The following is a 19,802-nucleotide window of genomic DNA, read 5'->3' as shown; positions in this document are numbered from 1 at the left end:
CGGACGGCCGGGAGAACAGGCCGGCACGATCGTCGATGGGCTTTACGTCCGCCGATGGTCGGTCGACGATCGGAAACGGCCGAAACGTGGAGGACCGAAGAATGAGGAAAGGGAAAAAAAAACCGGAAGACCGGAGGATGACGATGGCCGATCGGGTCCAGGAACCGGACCGCGAGGCGAACAAGTCGTCTCTCCGGCGCCTCGGCATCGTCGGCGCCGGGACGATGGGCCGCGGTATCGCCTGGACGGCGGCCCGGGCGGGGTTTACGGTCATCGCCGTCGATGTCGACGAAAAGGCCCGCCAGGCGCTCCTGGATCATGCCCGGGCCCGGGCCGAACGGGCGGTGGGCCGGGGCGAGCTTTCGCTGGAAGCGGCCGAAGCGGCGCTCCGGCGCCTTTCCGCTCACGAGGCGCCGGAGGCTTTGGCCGGCTCCGAGGCGGTGATCGAGGCGGTGTACGAGGCGCCGGACGTCAAGCGATCGGTCTTTGCCGCCGTCGAGGCGGCAGTCGATCCGGCGACGCTCCTTCTGACCAACACGTCGTCGCTGTCGGTGACGGAGATCGCTGCCGGCCTCCGACGGCCGGAACGGCTGGTCGGCATGCATTTTTTTAATCCGGCCGACGTGATGCCGCTCGTCGAAATCGTGCGGGCCGCCCAGAGCGACCCGGCGGCTGTCGCGGCGGCCGTGTCCCTCGCCGAATCCCTGGGCAAGACGCCGATCGTCGTCCGGGACACGCCGGGGTTCGTCGTCAACCGGGTGGCCCGGGCGTACTACAACGAATCGCTCCGGCTCATCGAGTGGGGGCAGGGAAAGCCGGAGGCGATCGACGCCCTGTTCGAAGCCCGGGGGTTTAAGATGGGGCCGTTTGCGCTTCAGGACCTGATCGGCCTCGACGTCAACTTCGCCACGACGTCGACGGTGTTTGCCCAGACGTTTTACGAGCCCCGCTTTCGGCCAAGCCTCCTGCAAAAAGCATATGTGTTCGCCGGTCGCCTCGGTCGGAAGCGCGGACGGGGGTTTTACCGCTATGATGACCGTTGACCGCGTCTGGCTCGTCGGAGAGGGCGTGCTCAAAGCTTTTTGGCTAGACGTCCTCGGGCGCCGGGGCATCGCCGTCGAAGACGGGACGGCGGCCGTCGACGGCCGGCCGGGCGGGCGCCGGCCAGGGCGGGGCGTCGCGCTCCGCTCCCCCGGGGCTGGCGAAGCGCAGCTTTTATCTGCGCCGGCCCTCATCATCGACGTGGAAAACGTCGATCTCCGGGCAAAGCGCCGCCGGCTCCGACGTCTCGGCGCCCGGCTTCATCCGCATGGACTCCTTCTTACGAGCGCCCACGCCGTATCGGCCACCGAAGCCGCCGCCTGGTTCGGTCGACCGGACGCCGTCGTCGGCTACGGCGCCTTTCCGGCCTACGGGACGGCACCGGCGGTTGATCTGGCGGCGCCCCTCGGCGCCGATCCGTCCGGGATCACCCGGGCCGAAGCGTGGCTCGCGTCGATCGGCGTCCGGACGTTCCGCGTTGGCGACGAAGTCGGTCTCGCCTTTCCCCGGGTGCTCGCGATGATCATCAACGAGGCGGCTTTCGCCTTGATGGAAGGGGTGGCGGCGGCGGAGGACATCGACCGCGCCATGCGCCTCGGGACGAACTATCCGGAAGGGCCGCTCGCATGGGCAGATCGGATCGGCCTCGACGAAGTTCAGGCGGTGCTCCGGGGGCTTTACCGGGCGTTCGGCGAAGACCGCTACCGCCCGGCGCCGATTTTCCGGCAGCTCATCGCTGCCGGTCGCCTCGGCCGAAAGGCGGGACACGGGTTTTACGCGTACACCGACGAGGCGAAAGAGCGCTGACGAAGGCGAACGGCCATCATCGACGAACAGGAGGGTGCGGCGTGCAGGAAGCGGTCATCGTCGACGGCATCCGGACGCCGTTCGGCCGCTACGGCGGGGCCCTCGCCCGCGTGCGGCCGGACGATCTGGCGGCCCACGTCATCGCCGAGCTGGTAAAGCGGCATCCGGAGATCCCGCCGGAGGCGTACGACGACGTCTATTTCGGTTGCGCCAATCAGGCCGGCGAGGACGGCCGAAACGTGGCGCGAATGGCCGTGTTGCTTTCGGGCCTCCCGGTCGAGGTGCCGGGCGCCACGGTGAACCGCCTGTGCGGCTCGGGCATGGAGGCGGTCATTCAGGCGGCGGCAGGCATCCAGACCGGCCGCGGCGAGATTTTCATCGCCGGCGGCGTCGAGAGCATGTCCCGGGCGCCGCTCGTCCTCTTAAAGCCGGAGGAACCGTTTGCCCGCGGGCACCGGTCGCTCGAAGACACGACGCTCGGCTGGCGGTTCACCAACCCGCGGCTTGCGGCCGTCTACCCGCCGATCACCCTCGGGGAAACGGCGGAAAATGTCGCCGAGATGGACGGCATCACGCGGGAAGACCAGGACCGGTTTGCTCTCGAGAGCCAGCGAAAGTACCAGGCGGCCAAAGCGCAGGGATTCTTTAAGGAAGAAATCGTTCCCGTCCCGGTGCCGGGGCCGAAGGGCGAAACGATGATCGTCGAGGAGGACGAACATCCGCGGCCGAACGTGACGCTGGAGGCGCTGGCGCGGCTCAAGCCGGCCTTCCGGGAAGGGGGGACGGTCACCGCCGGCAACTCGACGGGGTTAAACGACGGGGCGGCGGCGCTCCTTTTGATGAGCCGGGAAAAAGCCGCCGCCCTCGGGCTTCGTCCCCGGGCCCGCATCATCGCCGCAGCGACGGCCGGCGTGCATCCGTCCATCATGGGACTCGGTCCGGTGCCGGCGTCCCGGAAGGCGCTGAAAAATGCCGGGCTGACCGTCGACGACATGGACGTCGTCGAGATCAACGAAGCGTTTGCCGCCCAAGTCATCGCCTCGGCGCGGCGCCTCGGCGTCCCGGAGGAGAAGCTGAATCCGAACGGCGGCGCCATTGCCATCGGCCATCCTCTGGGCGCGAGCGGCGCCCGGCTGGTGCTAACGCTGATGCGGGAACTCGAGCGGCGGGGCGGCCGCTTCGGGCTGGCGGCGATGTGCATCGGAATCGGCCAGGGGATCGCCGTTGTCCTGGAGCGGATGGCGTAAAATGGATTTCACCGCTAAAAGGAGGCGGCGAGGTGAAGCTTCCGGAAGAGCGGCTCCGGCACTTTGCGACCGATCGCTTCATGCAGCATCTCGGCATGCGCCTCGTCGACGCGACGCTTGGTGCAGCGACGGTCGAGATGACCGTCACCGACGACATGTTGAATTTCCACGGCACGGCAAACGGCGGCGCCGTTTTTGCCCTCGCCGACGTCGCCTTTGCCGTCGCCAGCAACAGCCACGGCGTGCCGGCGGTCGGCGTCCAGATGACGATCAGCTACATGGCGCCGGCCGGTGCCGGCGACCGCCTCGTCGCGACGGCGATGGAAGAGCGTCGGACGCGGCGACTCGCCTGGTACCGAATCGAAGTCCGGCGAGACGAGACGCTACTCGCGCTTGCCCACGGGCTCGTCTACCGGATGGAGGCAGACCTACCGAAGGAAGTCCGGCCGGACGCGGCCACAAAACCGCGGGAAAAAGGAGGGTCCCGATGAAACCCGGGCTGAAACCGGGCGTCCGCGCCGAAGTCACCTTTACCGTAACCGAAGCGATGCTCGCCGGCTTTGACGACGCCGTCGTCCACCCCGTCCTCTCGACGGTGTCGATGATCTACCACATGGAAAAGGCGGGTCGGATGATCATCCTTCCGTACCTCGAGCCCGACGAAGAAGGCGCGGGGTACGAAGTGTGCGTCCGGCACCTCCGGCCGGCGGTCGTCGGCGAGACGGTCGTCGTCGAAGCGACGGCGACGGCGGTCGACGAGCGGTTCGTCGTCGCAGACGTCCGCGCCCGCGTTGGCGAGCGCGTCATCGGGGAAGGGACGTTTACGCAGGTCTTGTTCCGCAAAGAGACGTTAGCGCGGAAGATCGGCGCGTTGAAGCAGGCGCTCAAACGGACGACCGGCGGCGCATGAGCGACCGCTTCTTTTCCGGATAGGGCGTTTCCTGCCGTTTACTTCAACGACCGAGTATGGCATAAAGAGGGCAGGATGCGGAAACGCCCCGAAGAGGAGGAAAACCCATGCGCCCGCGGTCTCTTTTGTTTACGATTTTCGGCGAATATGTCCGCCACTACGGAAACGACATCTGGATCGGCAGCCTGACGCAGCTTCTCGGCGCCTTCGGCATTCGGGAGGCGGCCGTCCGGGTTGCCGTCTCCCGGATGCAGCGCCAGGGCTGGATTGTCGGGGAAAAGCACGGCAACCGAAGCTTTTACGCCCTGACGCCGAAAGGCCGAAAGCGGCTCGACGAGGCGGCGGCGCGGATTTACAAATTCGGCGCCCACCGTTGGGACGGCCGCTGGTATATGGTCCAGTTCAGCATTCCGGAAAGCGAGCGGGAACGGCGAGACGAGCTCCGGAAGGAACTGCAGTTTCTCGGGTTCGGCATGCTTACGAATGGGTTATGGCTTTCACCGAACCCAATCTTAAGCCTCGTTCATGATTACGTCGAAGAACATGGCCTTAAGCCCTACGTCGAGTTTTTTGTCGCCGAACATCGGGGGTATGCCGACGACCGGGAACTGGTTCGGCGCTGCTGGAATCTGGAGGAGATCGAAGCGGCCTATCGACGGTTCATCGAGCGGTTTCGCCCCGAGTTGGACCGGCTTGAAGGGCGAGATCCCAAGTGGGTGCCGAACGATGAGGAGGCGTTCGTGTTAAAAACGATTCTCGTCCATGAATACCGGAAGTTTCTCTTCATCGACCCGGATCTGCCGGCCGAACTTCTGCCGGACGTCTGGGCAGGCGACGAAGCGGATGCACTTTTCGAACGTCTTTATCAGGCCCTTCACCCGGCATCGCTTCGTCATTTCGAACGTGTGTACGAAGGGAGCGCCGCCCAAGTGAAGCGGTAAAGATTACACTTGCCATCTTGTGTTACGAGATCGTATAATTACGTTAGAAAAACGTTATACAATTAATCGTTATGCGAGGTGAGGTTGATGAGCATCTTCGATTTGCCGGCCGTCCGGGAAGATCCGGAACAGGTCGAGGCGTTCCTCGCCCGCATCGACCGCGGAGAAAAAATCGAAGCCGACGACTGGATGCCGATGGACTATCGGCTGCAGCTCGTCAAGCTCATCGCCATGCACGGCATCAGCGAGATCATGGGCGCTTTTCCGGAAAAGGAGTGGGTCCCTCGTGCGCCGACGCTTCGCAGGCGCCTGTCGCTCATGGCCAAGGTCCAAGATGAAATGGGCCACGGTCAGCTTCTCCTTCGGGTGGCAGAAGACCTCATCCGGCCGTTCGGAAAGACGCGGGAAGACATTTTGAATGACTTGTATGCGGGGCGGCTCAAGTTTCACAACGTCTTCCACATGCCCGCTCCGACGTGGGCCGATGCGGCCCTCATCGGCTGGCTCGTCGACGGGGCGGCGATCATCACCCAAAAGATGCTCGTGCAGGGCTCCTACGCGCCGTACGTTCGGGCGCTCCGGCGGATCATCATGGAAGAGCGGTTTCACGCCTTCCACGGCGAAGATATGAGTCAGGCTCTCGGCGACGGCACGCCGGAACAGCGAAAGATGCTCCAGGAGGCGCTCAACCGCTGGTGGGACGCGCTGCTCATGTTTTTCGGTCCCCCGGAAGAAGAACAGATGCCATCCAATCAGCTCAAGAATCTGCGCTACCGGATCCGCACGAAGACGAACGAAGAACTCCGCCAGGAGTTTTTGAGCAAGTACGTGCCACAGATCTGGGCCCTCGGGCTTACGGTGCCCGATGAGACGCTCCGCTTCGACGAGGCGACGGGGCGCTGGGTGTACCGCCATCCGGATTATTCGTACCTGCGGAATGTCATCGGCCGCAACCGGGGGCCGCGGTCTGAGGCGCGGCTTCATCTTCGGCGCTCGGCGTTCGAACACAACCGCTGGGTGCGGGAGGCGCTCCTCGCCCGACAGGCGGTGCAAAAAGAAGCGGCGATCGTATAAAGCCGCTCCAATCGTATAACGCCGTTTCAAGAGACAGGCACTTCACGTCGAACGGCGGAGGCGGGCTCACCCGTCTCCGCCTCGTCGACATCGCGTGGTGGGAGGGCTGGTGCGATCATGGAAAAGGATTATGAGATTTACGAAGTCTTCAGCCAGAAAGAGCCGACGGGCAAATACGAAAGCCAGTTCAGCCTGCTTGCCCCGAGTCCGGAGATCGCCCTGGCCATGGCGCAGGAAAACTTCTTGCGCCGGGAAGACCCCCCGGCCAATCTGTTCGTCGTCAACCGTCGGCACATACATTTCATCTCCCCGGAAGCGCGGGTGGCGCTCCGGCGGATGGACAACAAGGCGTACCGGATGCCCGGCTACTACGGTCGGGTGCTCAAAAAGTGGCATGAACTGAAGGCCCGCCGCGGGATCGGCGATCGGCTGCTTAAAGTCGAGGAGGATGGATGATGGAACGATTCGCGTCGCCGGAGGCCATCGTCAACCGCCCGGACGCTCGATCGGCGCTGGTGGAGCTTCTTTTTCAGCTGGCGGACGATGATCTTTTTGTCGCCCACCGGGCATCGGAGTGGCTCGGGCTAGCGCCGCACATCGAAGAGGACGTCGCCTTTTCGTCCATCGCCCAGAACACGATGGGGCACGCCCTGTACTGGTACACGCTCCTTGAACCCCTCACCGGAAAGAACGCCGATGATCTCGCCTACCTCCGGCCAAGGGAAGCGTACCGCCAGGCGATCCTTGTCGAACGGCCAAACGGTCCCGGTCTCTTCTACGAAAATCCATCGTACGACTGGGCATACGCCGTCGTTCGGGGTCTTGCCTACGAAACGTTCAAGCGCATACGCCTGGAAGCGCTTGCGTCCTCAAGCTATGTCCCGCTTGCGGAAGCGGCCCTGAAGATGCGCGATGAGCAGTTTTATCACCTGTATCATTGGGAAACGTGGTGGACGGAATTGTCGCAGTCGACCGATGAGGCGCGGCGCCGCCTTACTGAAGCCGCACGGTCGGTGTTTCACGATCTGCCGACCCTGTGGGACCTTGGTCCGAAGGCGGAAACGATTGTTCGATTGGGGCTTGGGCCGTCGGCGGAGGAGATCGAACGGAAGACGTTGAAAGCGCTCGAGGCGGAGTTTCGACGTGTCGCTCTTTCGTTTCCGCCCCTCGGTTCGCCGGCGTTTACCGGTCGGGAAGGGCAGCACACTGACGAAGGATGGGCGGCCATCCAAATGATGGGTGAAGTGTATCGGATGGCGCCGGAAGCGGCGTGGTGAGGCCGAAGCGAAAAGAAGCGAAAAGCGGAACTCGAATTAATAAGAGCCAGGATCCGGAAAGGGGGGGAGACCGTGACCGTCGATCGTCCGATCGGGAACGCGAGCTCGAAGAGAGAGGCGGAAAAAATCCGTCGACTGGTTGAAAGGGCGCTGGATAACGTCGGTGATCCGGAGATGCCGGCTGTGAGCTTGTCTGAGCTCGGCATGGTGCATGAAATTCGGATCGTCGAAGCGGATAGAAGTTTTCGCGTGGAGATCGATTTGTTGCCGACATTTGTGGGCTGCCCGGCTCTCGAACTCATGCGGCGGGAAGTCGAGCGAACCGTGCGACCAATTCCGGGCGTCGTACAGGTCGAAGTCCGTTTCGTGTCCCATCCCCGGTGGACGACGGATCGCATCCGCCCGTCGGCCCGACCCAAGCTGGAGGCATATGGAATCGCGCCGCCGCCGTGTCTCACCGTCCGCTCTCCGGCGCCGGCGCCGGACGAAGCGCCGCCTCCGAACGGAGCCCCAGCTCCGGCGGAGGCGACAGTCGCGGTCGGAGCTTCGGTCGAATGGAATCCCCGCTGTCCGTACTGCGGTTCAGAGGACACGATTCTGGAGAATCCGTTCGGTCCGACATCGTGTCGGAGCATCTTTTATTGTCGTTCATGCTTGAACCCTTTTGAAGCGATGAAACCCCTCGGGGTGCCGGTCGTTTTACAGAGGAGGCCGTAAACGGCGAACGGCGACGGCCGATCGCCGGCGGACCTAATAGGCATATTATTACGGATCATAAAGGGGCGATCTCCGTTGGTCGTCGGAGAGACGACGCTCGAGGCGGACGTCGTCGTCATCGGCGCCGGCCCCGGCGGCTACGTTGCCGCTCTCCGGGCCGCCCGCCTCGGACGGAAGGTGACGCTCATCGAGCGGGAAGCCGTCGGCGGCGTTTGCCTAAACGTCGGTTGTATCCCGTCCAAAGCCCTCATTGCCGCCGCCCACGACCTTTACCGGCTGCGCCAAGGAGCGGCTTACGGCCTTTCGGCCGACGTCCGCCTCGACTTTCCCCGCCTCATCGCCTGGAAGGACGGCGTTGTCCGGACGCTCACCGGCGGCGTGGAAAAGCTCCTAAAGGGAAACGGCGTCGAGCTCCTTTTCGGCGAGGCGTTTTTCACCGGTCCGCGGGAACTGCGCCTTCTTGAGACCGGCGATGCGGTGATGAACATCCGTTTTCGGACGGCGATCGTCGCCACCGGCTCTCGACCGGCGACGCTTCCGGGTTTTCCGTTCGGCGGCTTCGGCGGTCGAGTGATCTCATCGACGGAGGCGCTGTCACTTAAGGAGGTGCCGGAGCGGCTCGTTATCCTCGGCGGTGGCGTGATCGGGGTCGAGCTTGGGCAGGCGTACGCCCGCTTCGGGAGCCGGGTGACGATCGTCGAGGCGGCGGAGCGAATCCTGCCGGCGTTTGAGGCGGACCTCCTTCGGCCGCTTCGTCGGAGGCTTCAGGCCGAAGGCATCGAACTTCTGGAACGGGCCAGGGCCATCGGCGCCGCGGAAGGGGAGAACGGGCTTATGGTCCTAGTCGAAACGCCGGAAGGGGAGCGGGAGCTTGCGGCCGACTATGTGCTCGTTGCCGTCGGGAGGCGGCCGAATACCGATGCCCTCGGGCTCGAGACCGCCGGCGTCCAGGTGGACGGACGGGGATACATCGCGGTCAACGACCGCCAAATGACGAACGTTGAGGGGATTTATGCCGTTGGCGACGTCGTGCCGGGGCTGCCGCTCGCTCATAAGGCGACAGCGGAGGGGAAGGTGGCGGCGGAGGCGATTGCCGAAGAGGCGGGGGCGGCCGCAGATTTCCGGGCCGTTCCGATGGTCGTCTACAGCGATCCGGAGGTGGCGACGGTCGGGATGACGGCGGCGGAAGCGGAGGCGGCAGGCTTTCGGGTAAAGGTCGGGATGTTTCCGCTTGCGGCGAACGGCCGGGCGCTTACGCTCGGGGAGAAGGACGGCTTCGTCCGGCTCGTCGGAGACGCCGAAACGGGGGCGCTCCTCGGCGCCCAAGTCGTTGGACCCGGCGCTTCGGAGTTGATCGCCGAGCTGGCGCTCGCGGTGGAGATGGGCATTCGGGTCGAAGATCTTGCGCTTACCGTCCATGCCCACCCCACGTTCGCCGAGGCGGCGATGGAGGCGGCGGACGTCTGGCTCGGCAAACCGGTGCACGTGCTCGGCAAACTCGGCGGTGTGCTAAAATAACCTAAAAAAAAGAAAAGGGGAATCTTCCCGTGACGGTGCGCTTAGAGTCCGAGGGGCCCTTGGCCGTCGTCGTTCTCGATCGGCCGGAAGCGTTGAACGCTTTCGATTACGCCACGCTTCTTCGCCTCGGTGACATCGTGGCCGAGCTCGGCCGACGGTCGGAGATCCACGTCGTCCTGTTCCGCGGTGAAGGCCGGGCGTTTTCCGTCGGCGCCGATCTCAAAGAGCGCCGGACGCTGACGGAGGCCGAAGTGCGCCGCAACGTCGAGACGATCCAGCGGGTCTTTCACGCCGTCGCCCGCCTGCCGCAGCCGACGATCGCCGTTCTTCACGGCTACGCCTTCGGCGGCGGGTTTGAGCTGGCGCTGGCCTGCGACTTTCGCTTTGCCGCGCCGGGGACGGTGATGGGGCTTACGGAGACGTCCCTCGGCATCATCCCGGGCGCCGGCGGAACGCAGCGCCTCGCCCGCCTCGTCGGGCCGATGCGGGCCAAAGAACTCATCTTTACCGCCCGGCGCATCACCGCCGAAGAGGCGCTCCGCCTCGGAATTTTGACCGGCGTGGCGGACGATCCGCTGTCCGCCGCCCGGGCGTTGGCCGCGGCGATCGCCGACAATGCCCCCTTGGCGGTTCGGGCGGCCAAATTCGCCATCGACCGCGGGCTGGAGGTCGATCTCGAGACGGGTCTCGCCCTCGAGACGAAGGCGTACGAGACGCTCATCCCGACCCGCGACCGGCGGGAAGCACTCGAGGCGTTTGCCGAAAAAAGAAAGCCCCGTTTCACGGGGGAGTGAGCCTCTCCGCTCACGATTCTTCGAAGAGCGCCTTGTACCGGCCGTATCCTTCTTTTTCCAGATCTTCCTTCGGGATGAACCGGAGGGCGGCGGAGTTGATGCAGTAGCGCCGGCCGCCGGAGGCCGGCGGCCCGTCGTCGAAGACGTGGCCGAGGTGGGAATGGCCCCGGAAGCTCCGAACTTCGATGCGAAGCATCCCGTGGCTCGTGTCGACGAGCTCGATGACGTTCGCCGGCTCGAGCGGCCGGGTGAAGCTCGGCCAGCCGCAGCCGGCGTCGTACTGGTCTTTCGTCGAAAAAAGCGGTTCTCCGGAGACGACGTCGACGTAGATGCCTTCCCGGCGGTTGTTCCAGTACGGATTTTGAAAAGGCGGCTCCGTCGCCTCCTCCTGGGTCACGGCGTACTGGAGGGGCGAAAGCCGCCCCTTCAGCGCCTCCCGCTCCGGCGCCTTCCACGCCGCTCGGATGAAATCGTCCCGGCCGGAACCGGCACGGTAAAGGAGGTAGTGGAGCGGCGCTTTTTTGTAAAAATCCTGATGTTCCGCTTCGGCGGGGTAAAACGGGCCGGCAGGAAGCACCCGGGTGACGATCGGGCGGCGAAAGCGGCCGCTTGCTTCGAGCTCCCGGATGTAGGCTTCCGCCGCTTTTTTTTGTTCGGCGTCATGGTAAAACACCGCCGTCCGATACTGCGGGCCCCGGTCGGCAAACTGCCCCCCGTCGTCCGTCGGGTCGATCAGCCGGAAAAACCGCTCGAGGAGCGTCCGATAGGCGATCCGGTCCGGGTCGTAGGTGATCCGGACGGCTTCGACATGGCCGGTGGTTCCGCTCGAGACCTGTTCGTACGTCGGGTGCGGGACGTGCCCGCCGGTGTAACCGGAGACGACCCGCTCGACCCCGGGGAGTTCATCGAACGGATGAACGAGACACCAAAAGCAACCGCCGGCAAACGTCGCGAGCGCCAACGTCGCCACCTCCCCGGCGCTGTTTTTGCCAATCGGCTTCGTCCTCATCCTCAAGAGGATCGTGTCGATCTTTGGACTGTTCGGATTCCGGTGCGGCCGCTTTGCCGATGCTCGCGGGCGTCCGATATGCTAAGATGAACCTATCCCGCCTTTGGCGTCCCGCGGTAAGGAGAGGCATGGCCTACACCGTCAAACTCGACGCCTTCGAAGGTCCGCTGGATCTCCTCTTGCATCTCATCCGGCGGGCGGAGATGGACATCACGAATATCGAAATCGCCCGAATCACCGATGATTATCTCGCGTATCTGGCCGAAATGCAAGAGGAAAAAAAGCTCGAGCCGGCCAGCGAATTTCTCGTCATGGCGGCGACGCTCCTCGCCTTAAAGAGCCGGGCGCTTCTTCCCCGGAAGGAAGACCCGGCCGAAGAGACGCTGCGCCTGTGGGAAGAAGCCCTCGATCCCCGGGCCGAGCTCATCCGGCGCCTGATCGAGTACCGGCGATTTAAAGCGGCGGCGGAGCGTCTTCGGGAGCGGGAGAACGCCGGCGCCCTCTACACCCGGCCGCCGGCCGATCTTGCGCCCTACGACCGGCCCGGCGAGCTTCCCCTCGACGTCTCGATCCTGGCCCTCGTCATTGCCTATCAGACGGCGATCCGAAGGCGAGAGGCGGCGGCGACGGTGGCGGTCGTCGTCCGGGAACGCCTGACGGTCGAGGCTGCCCGGGAGGCGGTCGTCCGCGCCCTGGCCGGGCGAACGGAACCGGTTTCGTTCTGGGAACTCGTCCGGTCGGGTCCGGTCGATGTGGACCCCCGGGATCGGGCGATCGCCCTTTTCCTCGCCGTCCTGGAGCTCGTCCGGGAGCAGCGCCTCCGCGTGCTGCAGGAGCGACCCTTTGCACCGCCGCTCCTCGTCCCGGAACCGCCGTCGGGAACGGGAGCCGGAGCCTCCGCCCCGGGCGGTCGCGCGTCTTCGGCGGATGGATGACCTTTCGCAAGTCGACGAACCCTTCCTCTCATATGGAGGTCGGAACGCGCAAAACGGCCGCGGATGACGGGGCGCCACGTCGTGCTGACGTCTTGAGACGAGGGCGCGGACGGGCCGGACGCGGATGCCTCTGTCCCCGTTGACCGTACCAAGCGGTGAGCGCTTCACGAAGGAGGGGACGATCCATGGAGGAGCCCCAGCGGCCGGATCTTTCTCGACCGGAGGAACCCCTGGACGAACTTCTCGCCGCCGCCGAAGCGCTTCTCTTTGTCGCCGGCGACGAAGGGCTGACCGTCGAGCGCCTCGGAGAAGCGCTGGGCGTCTCCCGACGAACGGTCGAGGGGGTCCTGCGGCGGCTTGAGGAATTGTACGCCCGACCGGGGCGGGGGCTCACCCTCGTCCGGAGCGGATCGGTCTATCTCCTCGCGACGCGGCCGGAGCTCGAACGGTACCTCCTCCGGCTTGCGATCGGCCGGAAGGCCGGGACGCTTTCTTCCTCCGCCCTCGAGACGCTGGCGATCATCGCCTATCGCCAGCCGATCACCCGGGCGGAGATCGAGGAGATCCGGGGCGTCCGGAGCGAGCAGGCGATCCGGACCCTGCTCGAAAAAGGGCTGATCGAAGAACGGGGCCGGCTTGAGGTCGCCGGCCGGCCGATCGTCTACGGAACGACCGTCCGTTTTTTGCAGCAATTTGGCTTGACCTCGCTCGACGACCTGCCGCCGCTCCCGGAAGATTAGCCGTCGGCGTCATATCCGGCCCGTCCGGGCATACAGTGGTACCAGCCTGGGACGAGGAGCTGAGCGGAGGATGCCGAAACATCGGGACAGGACGCTCCGGCGCCTCCTCGCCGTCGGTGGGTTCGCCGTCCTCGGGTGGGGCGGCGTCTTCGCGGTCGGCCCGTCCGCACCGGACGGTTTGCCGGCGGGCGCCCCTCGACTGCCGGCCGCTTGGGCGGCGGGGACGAAGTCGGGAGAGAAAGCGGCGGCCGGGGAGACGGGGCACGCCGAGCCCCGGTTGGACCCCGTCCCGGCACGGGAATTTTCGGCCGCCGGCGGCCGTGGAGCGTCCGGTGGCCCGACCGGTAAAAAGCCGGCCGACGGGGGACCCGGTGAAACGGCCGGAGAACGGCCGGCTGACGGCGACGACGGAGAGCCCGTCGCATCGGCCGGAGGACGCCCGGCCGAAGCCCCGTCCGCCGAGGCGTCCGTTTCGGCCGCCCGACCGCCGGCGGTGTCCGCCGCTTCGGCCGCCCTCATCGACGTCGAAAGCGGCCGCCTCCTTTATGAAAAAAATGCCCATGAACGGCGGAAGATCGCGAGCCTGACGAAGATCATGACGGCCATCCTGGCCATCGAGCTCGGCCGGTTGGACGACGTCGTCACCGTCTCCCCCCGGGCCGTCGGCGTGGAAGGGTCGTCGATCTACCTCCGGCAGGGGGAGCGGATGACGCTCCGGGACCTCCTCTACGGCCTCATGCTCCGGTCAGGGAACGACGCCGCCGTGGCGATCGCCGAGCACATCGGCGGCTCGGTGGAAGGGTTCGTCGCCCTCATGAACGAAAAAGCCGCCTGGCTCGGCCTCCAGGAGACGCATTTTGAAAACCCGCACGGCCTCGATGCGCCGGAGCATTACAGCTCGGCCCACGATCTTGCCGTCCTTTCGGCCTATGCGCTGAAAAACCCGATCTTCCGCGAAATCGTCTCCACCGTCCGCTGGACGGCACCGCTTCCCGACGCCGAGTGGAACCGGCTCTGGATCAACAAGAACAAACTCCTTCGCCTCTACGCCGGGGCCGACGGCATCAAAACCGGCTACACCCAGGCGTCCGGCCGGTCGCTCGCCGCTTCGGCGACGCGGTCCGGCCGAACGCTCGCCGCCGTCGTGTTGAACGACGGCGACGATTGGAACGACGCGATGCGGCTGCTCGATTACGGCTTTACGGCATTCCAGCAGGTGGAACTCGTTCATCCGGAGATGCCGTTTTTTCTGAAAGCCGACGGGAAAGCGGCGGTCCTCTATCCCCGCCGCCGGTTCGTCTATCCCCTGCGGACGGAAGAGCTCCCCCGGGTGACTTCGGCGATCGAGACGGTCGACCGCGGGCCGGCGGCGGCGGGCGCCGTCCTCGTGATCCGGCTGAACGGGGAAGAGATCGCCCGCATTCCCCTCGAGCGAGTCGCCCGTTCGGAAGCCGCCGGGGCCGAGCGGGACGAAAGCGCCGCCGTCCGGCTCCCGGAGCCCCCGTCCGGTTCGGCGCCGAAAGAGGCCGCTTCCGTCGCCTCGCCCCCGACGGAAAGCGGCGCCGACCGGCTTCCGTCGACGAAGGGGGGCCCGGCGGATCCGACGCGCCTGTTTCTTCGCCGGATCGCGGCGCCGTTTTACGGGAGAGAGGGGGAAAGCGCATGGTGCACCGGATCTGGGGCGGGATGATCGTCGCCAGCGTCCTGTTCGCGCTTCTTACCGGCCGTGTCGGGCCGGTGAGCGCCGCCGTCTTCGACGGCGCCAAACAGGCGGTGCAGGTGGCGCTCCTCCTCCTCGCCTTCATGACCTTCTGGCTCGGCATTCTGAAGATCGCCGAAGCGGCGGGGCTTCTTTGGGGTCTGGCCCGCCTCCTTTCTCCGCTCCTCCGGCTCCTTTTTCCCGACGTGCCCAAAGGTCACCCGGCGGAGGGGTTCATTCTTTCGAACCTGAGCGCCAATTTCTTCGGCCTCGGGAATGCCGCGACGCCGATGGGCATCAAGGCGATGAAGGAGCTCGCCAAGCTGAATCCCCGGCCGGGGACGGCGAGCCGGCCGATGATCACGCTCCTGGCCTTGAACACGGCGTCGATCACCCTCGTCCCGTCGACGGTCATCGGTTACCGGGCGGCGTACGGAAGCGCCCGGCCGGCGGAGATCATCGTGCCCGCGCTCATTGCATCGACCGTCGGGACCGTCGTCGCCCTCCTCGTCGACCGCCTGTTTCAGCGCCGGGCCGGAGACGGTCCGGACGGGGAGGGGTGACGGGTGTTCGAGGCGCTCCTCCGCCTGTCCGAAGGGCTCATCCCGGCGCTGATCGCCGCCGTCCTCGCCGTCGGCTTGATCCGGCGTCTTCCGATCTACGAGACGTTCATCGACGGCGCCCGGGAAGGGCTCGTGACGACCGTCGACATCGTGCCGCACCTCATCGGCATGCTCGTCGCCGTGCACATGCTTCAGGCATCCGGCCTGCTCCTGGCGCTGATCCAGGCCGGTGCCCCGTTTTTTTCCGCCGTCGGCGTGCCGCCGGAGGTCGTGCCCCTTGCCTTCCTCAGGCCGCTGTCCGGCGCCGCCTCGTCGGCGGTGATGCTCAAGCTTTTCGCCGACCACGGACCCGACTCGTGGCTCGGCCGCCTCGCCTCGATCATGCAGGGATCGACCGACACGACCCTTTACATTCTCGCCGTCTACTTCGGCGCCGCCGGCATCCGGCGTTTTCGTTACGCTCTGTGGGTCGGCCTGATCGCCGATCTGACCGGGCTTGCGGCGGCGCTCTGGGTGCATCGCCTGTTTTTCGGGCCGGCGCCCTAGGCGGGGCGCCCGCCCGGCGTGCGGTCGCTCGTCGTCGACCGGTCGAAAGGAAAGATGCGCCGGTCCTCATCGTCGGCCCCGGGTGCCGCTCGGCGCGATCCGGCGTCCCGAGGACCGGTTTTTTTTTATGGATCGGTTGGCCGGTGGGGAAAAATGCCGTATGATGATGGCGTTGGAGGGAACGCCCGTGGAACAGAAGCTGCAAAAAATCCTGGCCGCTGCCGGCCTCACGTCCCGGCGCAAGGCGGAAGCATGGATTGCCGCCGGCCGCGTCCGGGTCAACGGCGCCGTTGCCGTCCTCGGCATGCGGGCCGATCCAAAACGGGACGTGATCGAGGTCGACGGGCGGCAAATTCAATTTTCGCCCCGTCGCTACGTCCTTTTGTACAAGCCGCCCCGGACGATGACGACGCTCTACGATCCGGGCGGGCGACCGACGGTCCGGGACCTCGTTCGGGACGTCCGGGAACGGATCTACCCCGTCGGCCGGCTCGATTTTATGACCGAAGGGGCGCTCCTCATGACGAACGACGGGGATCTCACGGTCCGCCTCCTGCATCCCCGCTACGGGGTGGAAAAAGAATACATCGCCACGACCCGGACGCCCCTGCCGCCGGACATTGGGGATCGCCTCGTCACCGGCGTCTCGCTCGACGACGGCCCGGCCCGGGCCCTTCGGGCCGTCCGCCTCGGCGAGCGGAAGGTGCGCCTCGTCCTCACCGAAGGGCGGCGGCACATCGTCCGCCGCATGCTGGACGCCCTCGGCCACCCGGTCGTTCACCTCATCCGCGTCCGCTTCGCCTTTCTCACGCTGGCGGGACTGGCGCCTGGGCGGTGGCGGCATCTCGAACCGGCAGAAGTCCGCCGGCTCCGACGCCTCGTCGGCCTTCCGGAGATGGACGGCTGAGCCGGCCAAGGGGGCGTGAAGCGGGGAAACGCCGCCCGGCACCGCTCAAGGAAGTTTGCCGAGTTCACCGTGCCGCCCGGACCGTTCAACGTTTCGTCACATCCCGCCCCGCCGATCGATCCCGCTGCCGCGTGGGGTATGTTAAAATATGAACAGACGCCGACATTTGGATGAAACTCAATGTCACAAGCGATCGCATGCAACTCAATGTCACAAGCGAGGGGATCCCGTTGACGGAGCGGCGCGGACTGGACGGGGTGAAGTGCCCCTGCGGGCACGTCAACCCGCCCGGAACGCTCATTTGCGAAGCGTGCGGCCGGCCGCTCGACGATGACGACGGACTGCTCAACATGCGCTACGAGGGGGCGGCCCGCCGTTCCCAGCAAAAGCCGCGGACGATCGTCGATCACCTGTGGCGCTTTTTCGCTTCGGTCAAAGTCGCCGTCTGGATGATCGTCATCGCCCTCATCGCCTCGATCATCGGGACGATCCTGCCGCAAGAGCAGTTCAAGCAATCGTCGCTGCCGCCGGAGATTTTCTACCCGCAGACGTACGGCCTCATCGGCGAGATTTACTACCGTCTCGGGTTTCACAACCTGTATTACTCCTGGTGGTTCATCGCGCTTCTCCTCATGATCGGCATCTCTCTGGTCGTCTGCAGCATCGACCGGGCGGTGCCGCTTTATAAAGCGCTCAAAAAAAAGCGCTTACCGACCGACCCCGGCTTCTTCCGCCGCCAGCGGCTCTTCGCCGCGGTGGAGGCGCCGGAAGACGCCGTCGATCGCCTTCGGGCCGCTTTTGCCCGGCGCCGTTTTCAACTCACCGAAGGCAAGGGGACGCTCCTGGCGGAAAAAGGCCGCATCAGCCGCTGGGGACCGTACGTGAACCACGTCGGCCTCATCCTCCTCATTCTCGCCTTCATGCTCCGGCTCATCCCGGGTTTTTACCTCGACGACTACGTCTGGGTCTGGGACGGCGAGACGCGGGCCGTCCCCGGGACGCCGTATTACGTGAAAAACGAGCGGTTTGACGTCACGTTTTACACCGAAGCCGATTTTCCCGACCCGAAGGCGTTTCGGCCGGGCATCGTCAAGGAGTACGCGACGCATCTCGTGCTCTACCGGAAAGACGGCGATCGCCTGGTCGAGGTCGCCCGGGGCACGACGCGGGTGAACCACCCGTTCGAATACGAGGGGCTTTACCTCTACCAGTCGGGGGAGCAGGTCGGGGAGCTCTACGGCCTCGTCCTCGACGTCTGGGACAAACAGAAAAACGCGAGCGTCGGCCAGATCCACCTGAGCCTCTATGACCCGCCGGAGGTCGTCGACGCCGGCGGCGGCTACCGGGTGCGCGTCCTCGAATACTATCCGGACCTTCGCATCAACGAAAAGGGCGAGCCGTACTCCGAATCGCCCCGGCCGAACCGGCCGGCGTTCATCCTCGAGATCACGGGCCCCGGCGTCGAAGCCGGGGAGAAGAACTGGGTCATCGCCGGCGTCGACAGCGACACGATCCTCCCCGACAAGCGCTTTAAGTACAAGCTCGCCGGCTTCGACCTTCGGAACCGCTCCGGCCTTTCGGTACGGATCGACCGGGGGCTTCCGGCCGTCTACGCCGCCTCTGCGATCGTCGTTTTGGGGCTGTTTATGGGCTTTTATTTCCAGCACCGGCGGATCTGGATCCGGCGGGAAGGAGGGACGCTCCTGGTCGCCGCCCATACGAATAAAAACTGGTTCGGCCTCAAAAAAGAACTCGTCGGCCTCTTTCGGGAAGCGGGCCTTCCGCTCGACGAGGCGGCGATCGAGCAAAGGAGGAAGACGCGATGACGTCGATGCTTCAAATGGCGAGCGCCGCGCTCCTGGTGGCCTTCGCGCTCTACGTCGTCGGGACGGTCCTCTACTTTTTCTCGATTACCGGACGGATGATGCGGGGCGCCGGCGGCCCCGTCGTGCACGCCCGGCGGTTCGGCGAGCGGGGGTATCTCGTCGTCCTGGTCGGCTGGCTGTTTCAGCTCGCCTTCGTCGTCCTCCGGTGGATCGGAAGCGGGCACGCGCCGACGAGCAACATGTTTGAGTTCATGAGTTTTCTCGCCTTCTCGGTCGTGCTCGCCTTTCTCGTCGTCTACCGGCTGTATCCGATCGCCCTTCTCGGCCTCTTTACCGTTCCGGTGGCGGTCGTCCTCATCGCGTACGCCTCCGTCTTTTCGACCCAGGCGACGCCTCTCATCCCGGCGCTTCAGAGCTACTGGCTCTACATTCACGTGACGGTCGCCGCCCTCGGGGAAGGAGCGTTTGCCGTCGGCTTTGCCGCCGGCCTCATGTATCTCCTCGTCGCCGTCCGGCAGGACCGCCGGAGCCTCGAGACGGCGCTCGTCGAAACCGTGCTCTGGGCGATCCTTTCCCTTGTCGCCTTTATCGTCATGACGTTTGCCTTCCGGGCCGCCGGCCATGAAGTCGTCTTCGAGCGGGTCGTGCCGGACACCGGCATGAAGGAAACGACCGTCTACACGCTTCCGGCCCTCATCAAGCCCCACGGGGCGGAAAAGGTGACGCCGGGCGGCCTGGAGCCGCTTTTCGAAACGCCGGCGTGGATGCGGGGGGTCAACGCCGGACGGAAGTTCAACACGTTCGTCCTCTCGCTCCTCGGCGGCACCGTCCTCTACGGCCTCCTTCGCCTCGCGGCCCGGGAGCGGCTCGGGAAGCGGATCCAGGCGTGGCTTCAGGGGGCCGACCTCGACCTCGACCTCGTCGATGAGATCAGCTACCGGGCGATCGCCATCGGTTTTCCGATCTTCACGCTGGGCGCCCTCGTCTTCGCCATGATCTGGGCCGCCGAGGCGTGGGGCCGGCCGTGGGGCTGGGACCCGAAGGAGACGTGGGCGTTCATCACCTGGCTCTTTTACGCCGCCTATCTCCACCTTCGCCTTTCGGTCGGCTGGCACGGGAAAAAGTCCGCCTGGCTGGCGGTGCTCGGCTTCGTCATCGTCATGACGAACCTCGTCGTCATCAACCTCGTCCTCGTCGGGCTGCATTCGTACGCCTGAGGCGGAAGGAAGCCCGAAAACCGGGACGGGGTCC

21 protein-coding genes are annotated in these 19,802 nt (G+C 65.5%); 20 read left to right on the top strand and 1 reads right to left on the bottom strand.

Annotation, left to right across the window (positions count from 1 at the left end; translation table 11 throughout):
- The first annotated feature begins 143 nt into the window (after window positions 1-143).
- The 12 genes from SA87_RS13645 to SA87_RS01780 all read left to right on the top strand — a co-directional run bounded on the left by SA87_RS13645 (window position 144) and on the right by SA87_RS01780 (window position 10,326).
- On the top strand, window positions 144-1,043 hold the full coding sequence (locus SA87_RS13645; protein WP_066198265.1) for a 3-hydroxyacyl-CoA dehydrogenase family protein: 900 nt from the start codon (window positions 144-146) through the stop codon (window positions 1,041-1,043).
- A complete protein-coding gene (locus tag SA87_RS13640) occupies window positions 1,033-1,848 on the top strand; it encodes a 3-hydroxyacyl-CoA dehydrogenase family protein (RefSeq protein WP_211258122.1) in 816 nt (271 codons plus the stop codon). Before SA87_RS13645 ends, SA87_RS13640 begins: the two co-directional genes overlap by 11 nt.
- A 41-nt stretch (window positions 1,849-1,889) precedes the next feature.
- Window positions 1,890-3,095 carry a thiolase family protein gene (locus tag SA87_RS01825; RefSeq protein WP_066198256.1) on the top strand — a complete coding sequence of 402 codons (1,206 nt, stop codon included), beginning with the start codon at window positions 1,890-1,892 and terminating at the stop codon, window positions 3,093-3,095.
- A 32-nt stretch (window positions 3,096-3,127) separates the two neighbouring features.
- Window positions 3,128-3,586 carry a hydroxyphenylacetyl-CoA thioesterase PaaI gene (gene paaI, locus SA87_RS01820; RefSeq protein ID WP_066198253.1) on the top strand — a complete coding sequence of 153 codons (459 nt, stop codon included), beginning with the start codon at window positions 3,128-3,130 and terminating at the stop codon, window positions 3,584-3,586.
- On the top strand, window positions 3,583-4,005 hold the full coding sequence (locus SA87_RS01815; protein WP_066198248.1) for a thioesterase family protein: 423 nt from the start codon (window positions 3,583-3,585) through the stop codon (window positions 4,003-4,005). The genes paaI and SA87_RS01815 overlap by 4 nt, the downstream gene beginning before the upstream one ends.
- Before the next feature lie 107 nt (window positions 4,006-4,112).
- Complete coding sequence (gene paaX, locus SA87_RS01810) at window positions 4,113-4,946, top strand: phenylacetic acid degradation operon negative regulatory protein PaaX (protein WP_066198246.1); 834 nt, start codon at window positions 4,113-4,115, stop codon at window positions 4,944-4,946.
- A gap of 87 nt (window positions 4,947-5,033) precedes the next feature.
- The gene (gene paaA / locus SA87_RS01805; RefSeq protein ID WP_066198342.1) at window positions 5,034-6,020 is read left to right on the top strand and encodes a 1,2-phenylacetyl-CoA epoxidase subunit PaaA; all 987 of its coding nucleotides are present in this window, start codon (window positions 5,034-5,036) and stop codon (window positions 6,018-6,020) included.
- A 117-nt stretch (window positions 6,021-6,137) separates the two neighbouring features.
- The gene (locus tag SA87_RS01800) at window positions 6,138-6,476 is read left to right on the top strand and encodes a hypothetical protein (RefSeq protein WP_066198244.1); all 339 of its coding nucleotides are present in this window, start codon (window positions 6,138-6,140) and stop codon (window positions 6,474-6,476) included.
- Complete coding sequence (gene paaC, locus SA87_RS01795; protein ID WP_066198240.1) at window positions 6,476-7,297, top strand: 1,2-phenylacetyl-CoA epoxidase subunit PaaC; 822 nt, start codon at window positions 6,476-6,478, stop codon at window positions 7,295-7,297. Before SA87_RS01800 ends, paaC begins: the two co-directional genes overlap by 1 nt.
- 174 nt (window positions 7,298-7,471) lie before the next feature.
- Window positions 7,472-8,014, top strand: a complete 543-nt coding sequence (locus tag SA87_RS01790; RefSeq protein ID WP_082718566.1) for a PaaD-like zinc ribbon domain-containing protein — start codon at window positions 7,472-7,474, stop codon at window positions 8,012-8,014.
- A 75-nt stretch (window positions 8,015-8,089) separates the two neighbouring features.
- A complete protein-coding gene (gene lpdA / locus SA87_RS01785) occupies window positions 8,090-9,532 on the top strand; it encodes a dihydrolipoyl dehydrogenase (protein ID WP_066198235.1) in 1,443 nt (480 codons plus the stop codon).
- A gap of 29 nt (window positions 9,533-9,561) precedes the next feature.
- The gene (locus SA87_RS01780) at window positions 9,562-10,326 is read left to right on the top strand and encodes an enoyl-CoA hydratase-related protein (RefSeq protein WP_066198232.1); all 765 of its coding nucleotides are present in this window, start codon (window positions 9,562-9,564) and stop codon (window positions 10,324-10,326) included.
- 10 nt (window positions 10,327-10,336) lie between these two features.
- Here the strand turns inward: SA87_RS01780 and msrA are convergent, their stop codons facing one another.
- A complete protein-coding gene (gene msrA, locus SA87_RS01775) occupies window positions 10,337-11,296 on the bottom strand; it encodes a peptide-methionine (S)-S-oxide reductase MsrA (protein ID WP_245637601.1) in 960 nt (319 codons plus the stop codon).
- Window positions 11,297-11,463: 167 nt separating this feature from the next.
- Here msrA and SA87_RS01770 point away from each other — a divergent pair, with 167 nt between their 5' ends.
- From SA87_RS01770 to ccsA, 8 genes are all read left to right on the top strand, one after another.
- Window positions 11,464-12,270 (top strand): segregation and condensation protein A, encoded by an 807-nt coding sequence (locus SA87_RS01770; RefSeq protein WP_066442316.1) that lies wholly within the window; start codon window positions 11,464-11,466, stop codon window positions 12,268-12,270.
- A 185-nt stretch (window positions 12,271-12,455) separates the two neighbouring features.
- Entirely contained in the window at window positions 12,456-13,010 is a 555-nt protein-coding gene (gene scpB / locus SA87_RS01765) for an SMC-Scp complex subunit ScpB (RefSeq protein ID WP_066198227.1), read from the top strand.
- Window positions 13,011-13,080: 70 nt separating this feature from the next.
- The gene (locus tag SA87_RS14280; protein WP_066198224.1) at window positions 13,081-14,700 is read left to right on the top strand and encodes a D-alanyl-D-alanine carboxypeptidase family protein; all 1,620 of its coding nucleotides are present in this window, start codon (window positions 13,081-13,083) and stop codon (window positions 14,698-14,700) included.
- A complete protein-coding gene (locus SA87_RS01755) occupies window positions 14,673-15,272 on the top strand; it encodes a nucleoside recognition domain-containing protein (RefSeq protein ID WP_066198221.1) in 600 nt (199 codons plus the stop codon). The genes SA87_RS14280 and SA87_RS01755 overlap by 28 nt, the downstream gene beginning before the upstream one ends.
- A 3-nt stretch (window positions 15,273-15,275) precedes the next feature.
- Window positions 15,276-15,818, top strand: coding sequence for a spore maturation protein (locus SA87_RS01750; protein WP_066198218.1), 543 nt, complete (start codon window positions 15,276-15,278; stop codon window positions 15,816-15,818).
- A 163-nt stretch (window positions 15,819-15,981) separates the two neighbouring features.
- The gene (locus SA87_RS01745) at window positions 15,982-16,725 is read left to right on the top strand and encodes a pseudouridine synthase (protein ID WP_245637600.1); all 744 of its coding nucleotides are present in this window, start codon (window positions 15,982-15,984) and stop codon (window positions 16,723-16,725) included.
- 230 nt (window positions 16,726-16,955) lie between these two features.
- Window positions 16,956-18,551, top strand: coding sequence for a cytochrome c biogenesis protein ResB (locus tag SA87_RS01740; protein ID WP_066442312.1), 1,596 nt, complete (start codon window positions 16,956-16,958; stop codon window positions 18,549-18,551).
- 5 nt (window positions 18,552-18,556) lie between these two features.
- Window positions 18,557-19,768 carry a cytochrome c biogenesis protein CcsA gene (gene ccsA / locus SA87_RS01735; RefSeq protein ID WP_066198327.1) on the top strand — a complete coding sequence of 404 codons (1,212 nt, stop codon included), beginning with the start codon at window positions 18,557-18,559 and terminating at the stop codon, window positions 19,766-19,768.
- Window positions 19,769-19,802: the final 34 nt, after the last annotated feature.

It is taken from the genome of Hydrogenibacillus schlegelii (assembly GCF_001653195.1).
GTDB classification, from domain to species: domain Bacteria; phylum Bacillota; class Bacilli; order Thermicanales; family DSM-22653; genus Hydrogenibacillus; species Hydrogenibacillus schlegelii.
This window is presented reverse-complemented; position numbering and strand designations above follow the sequence as displayed.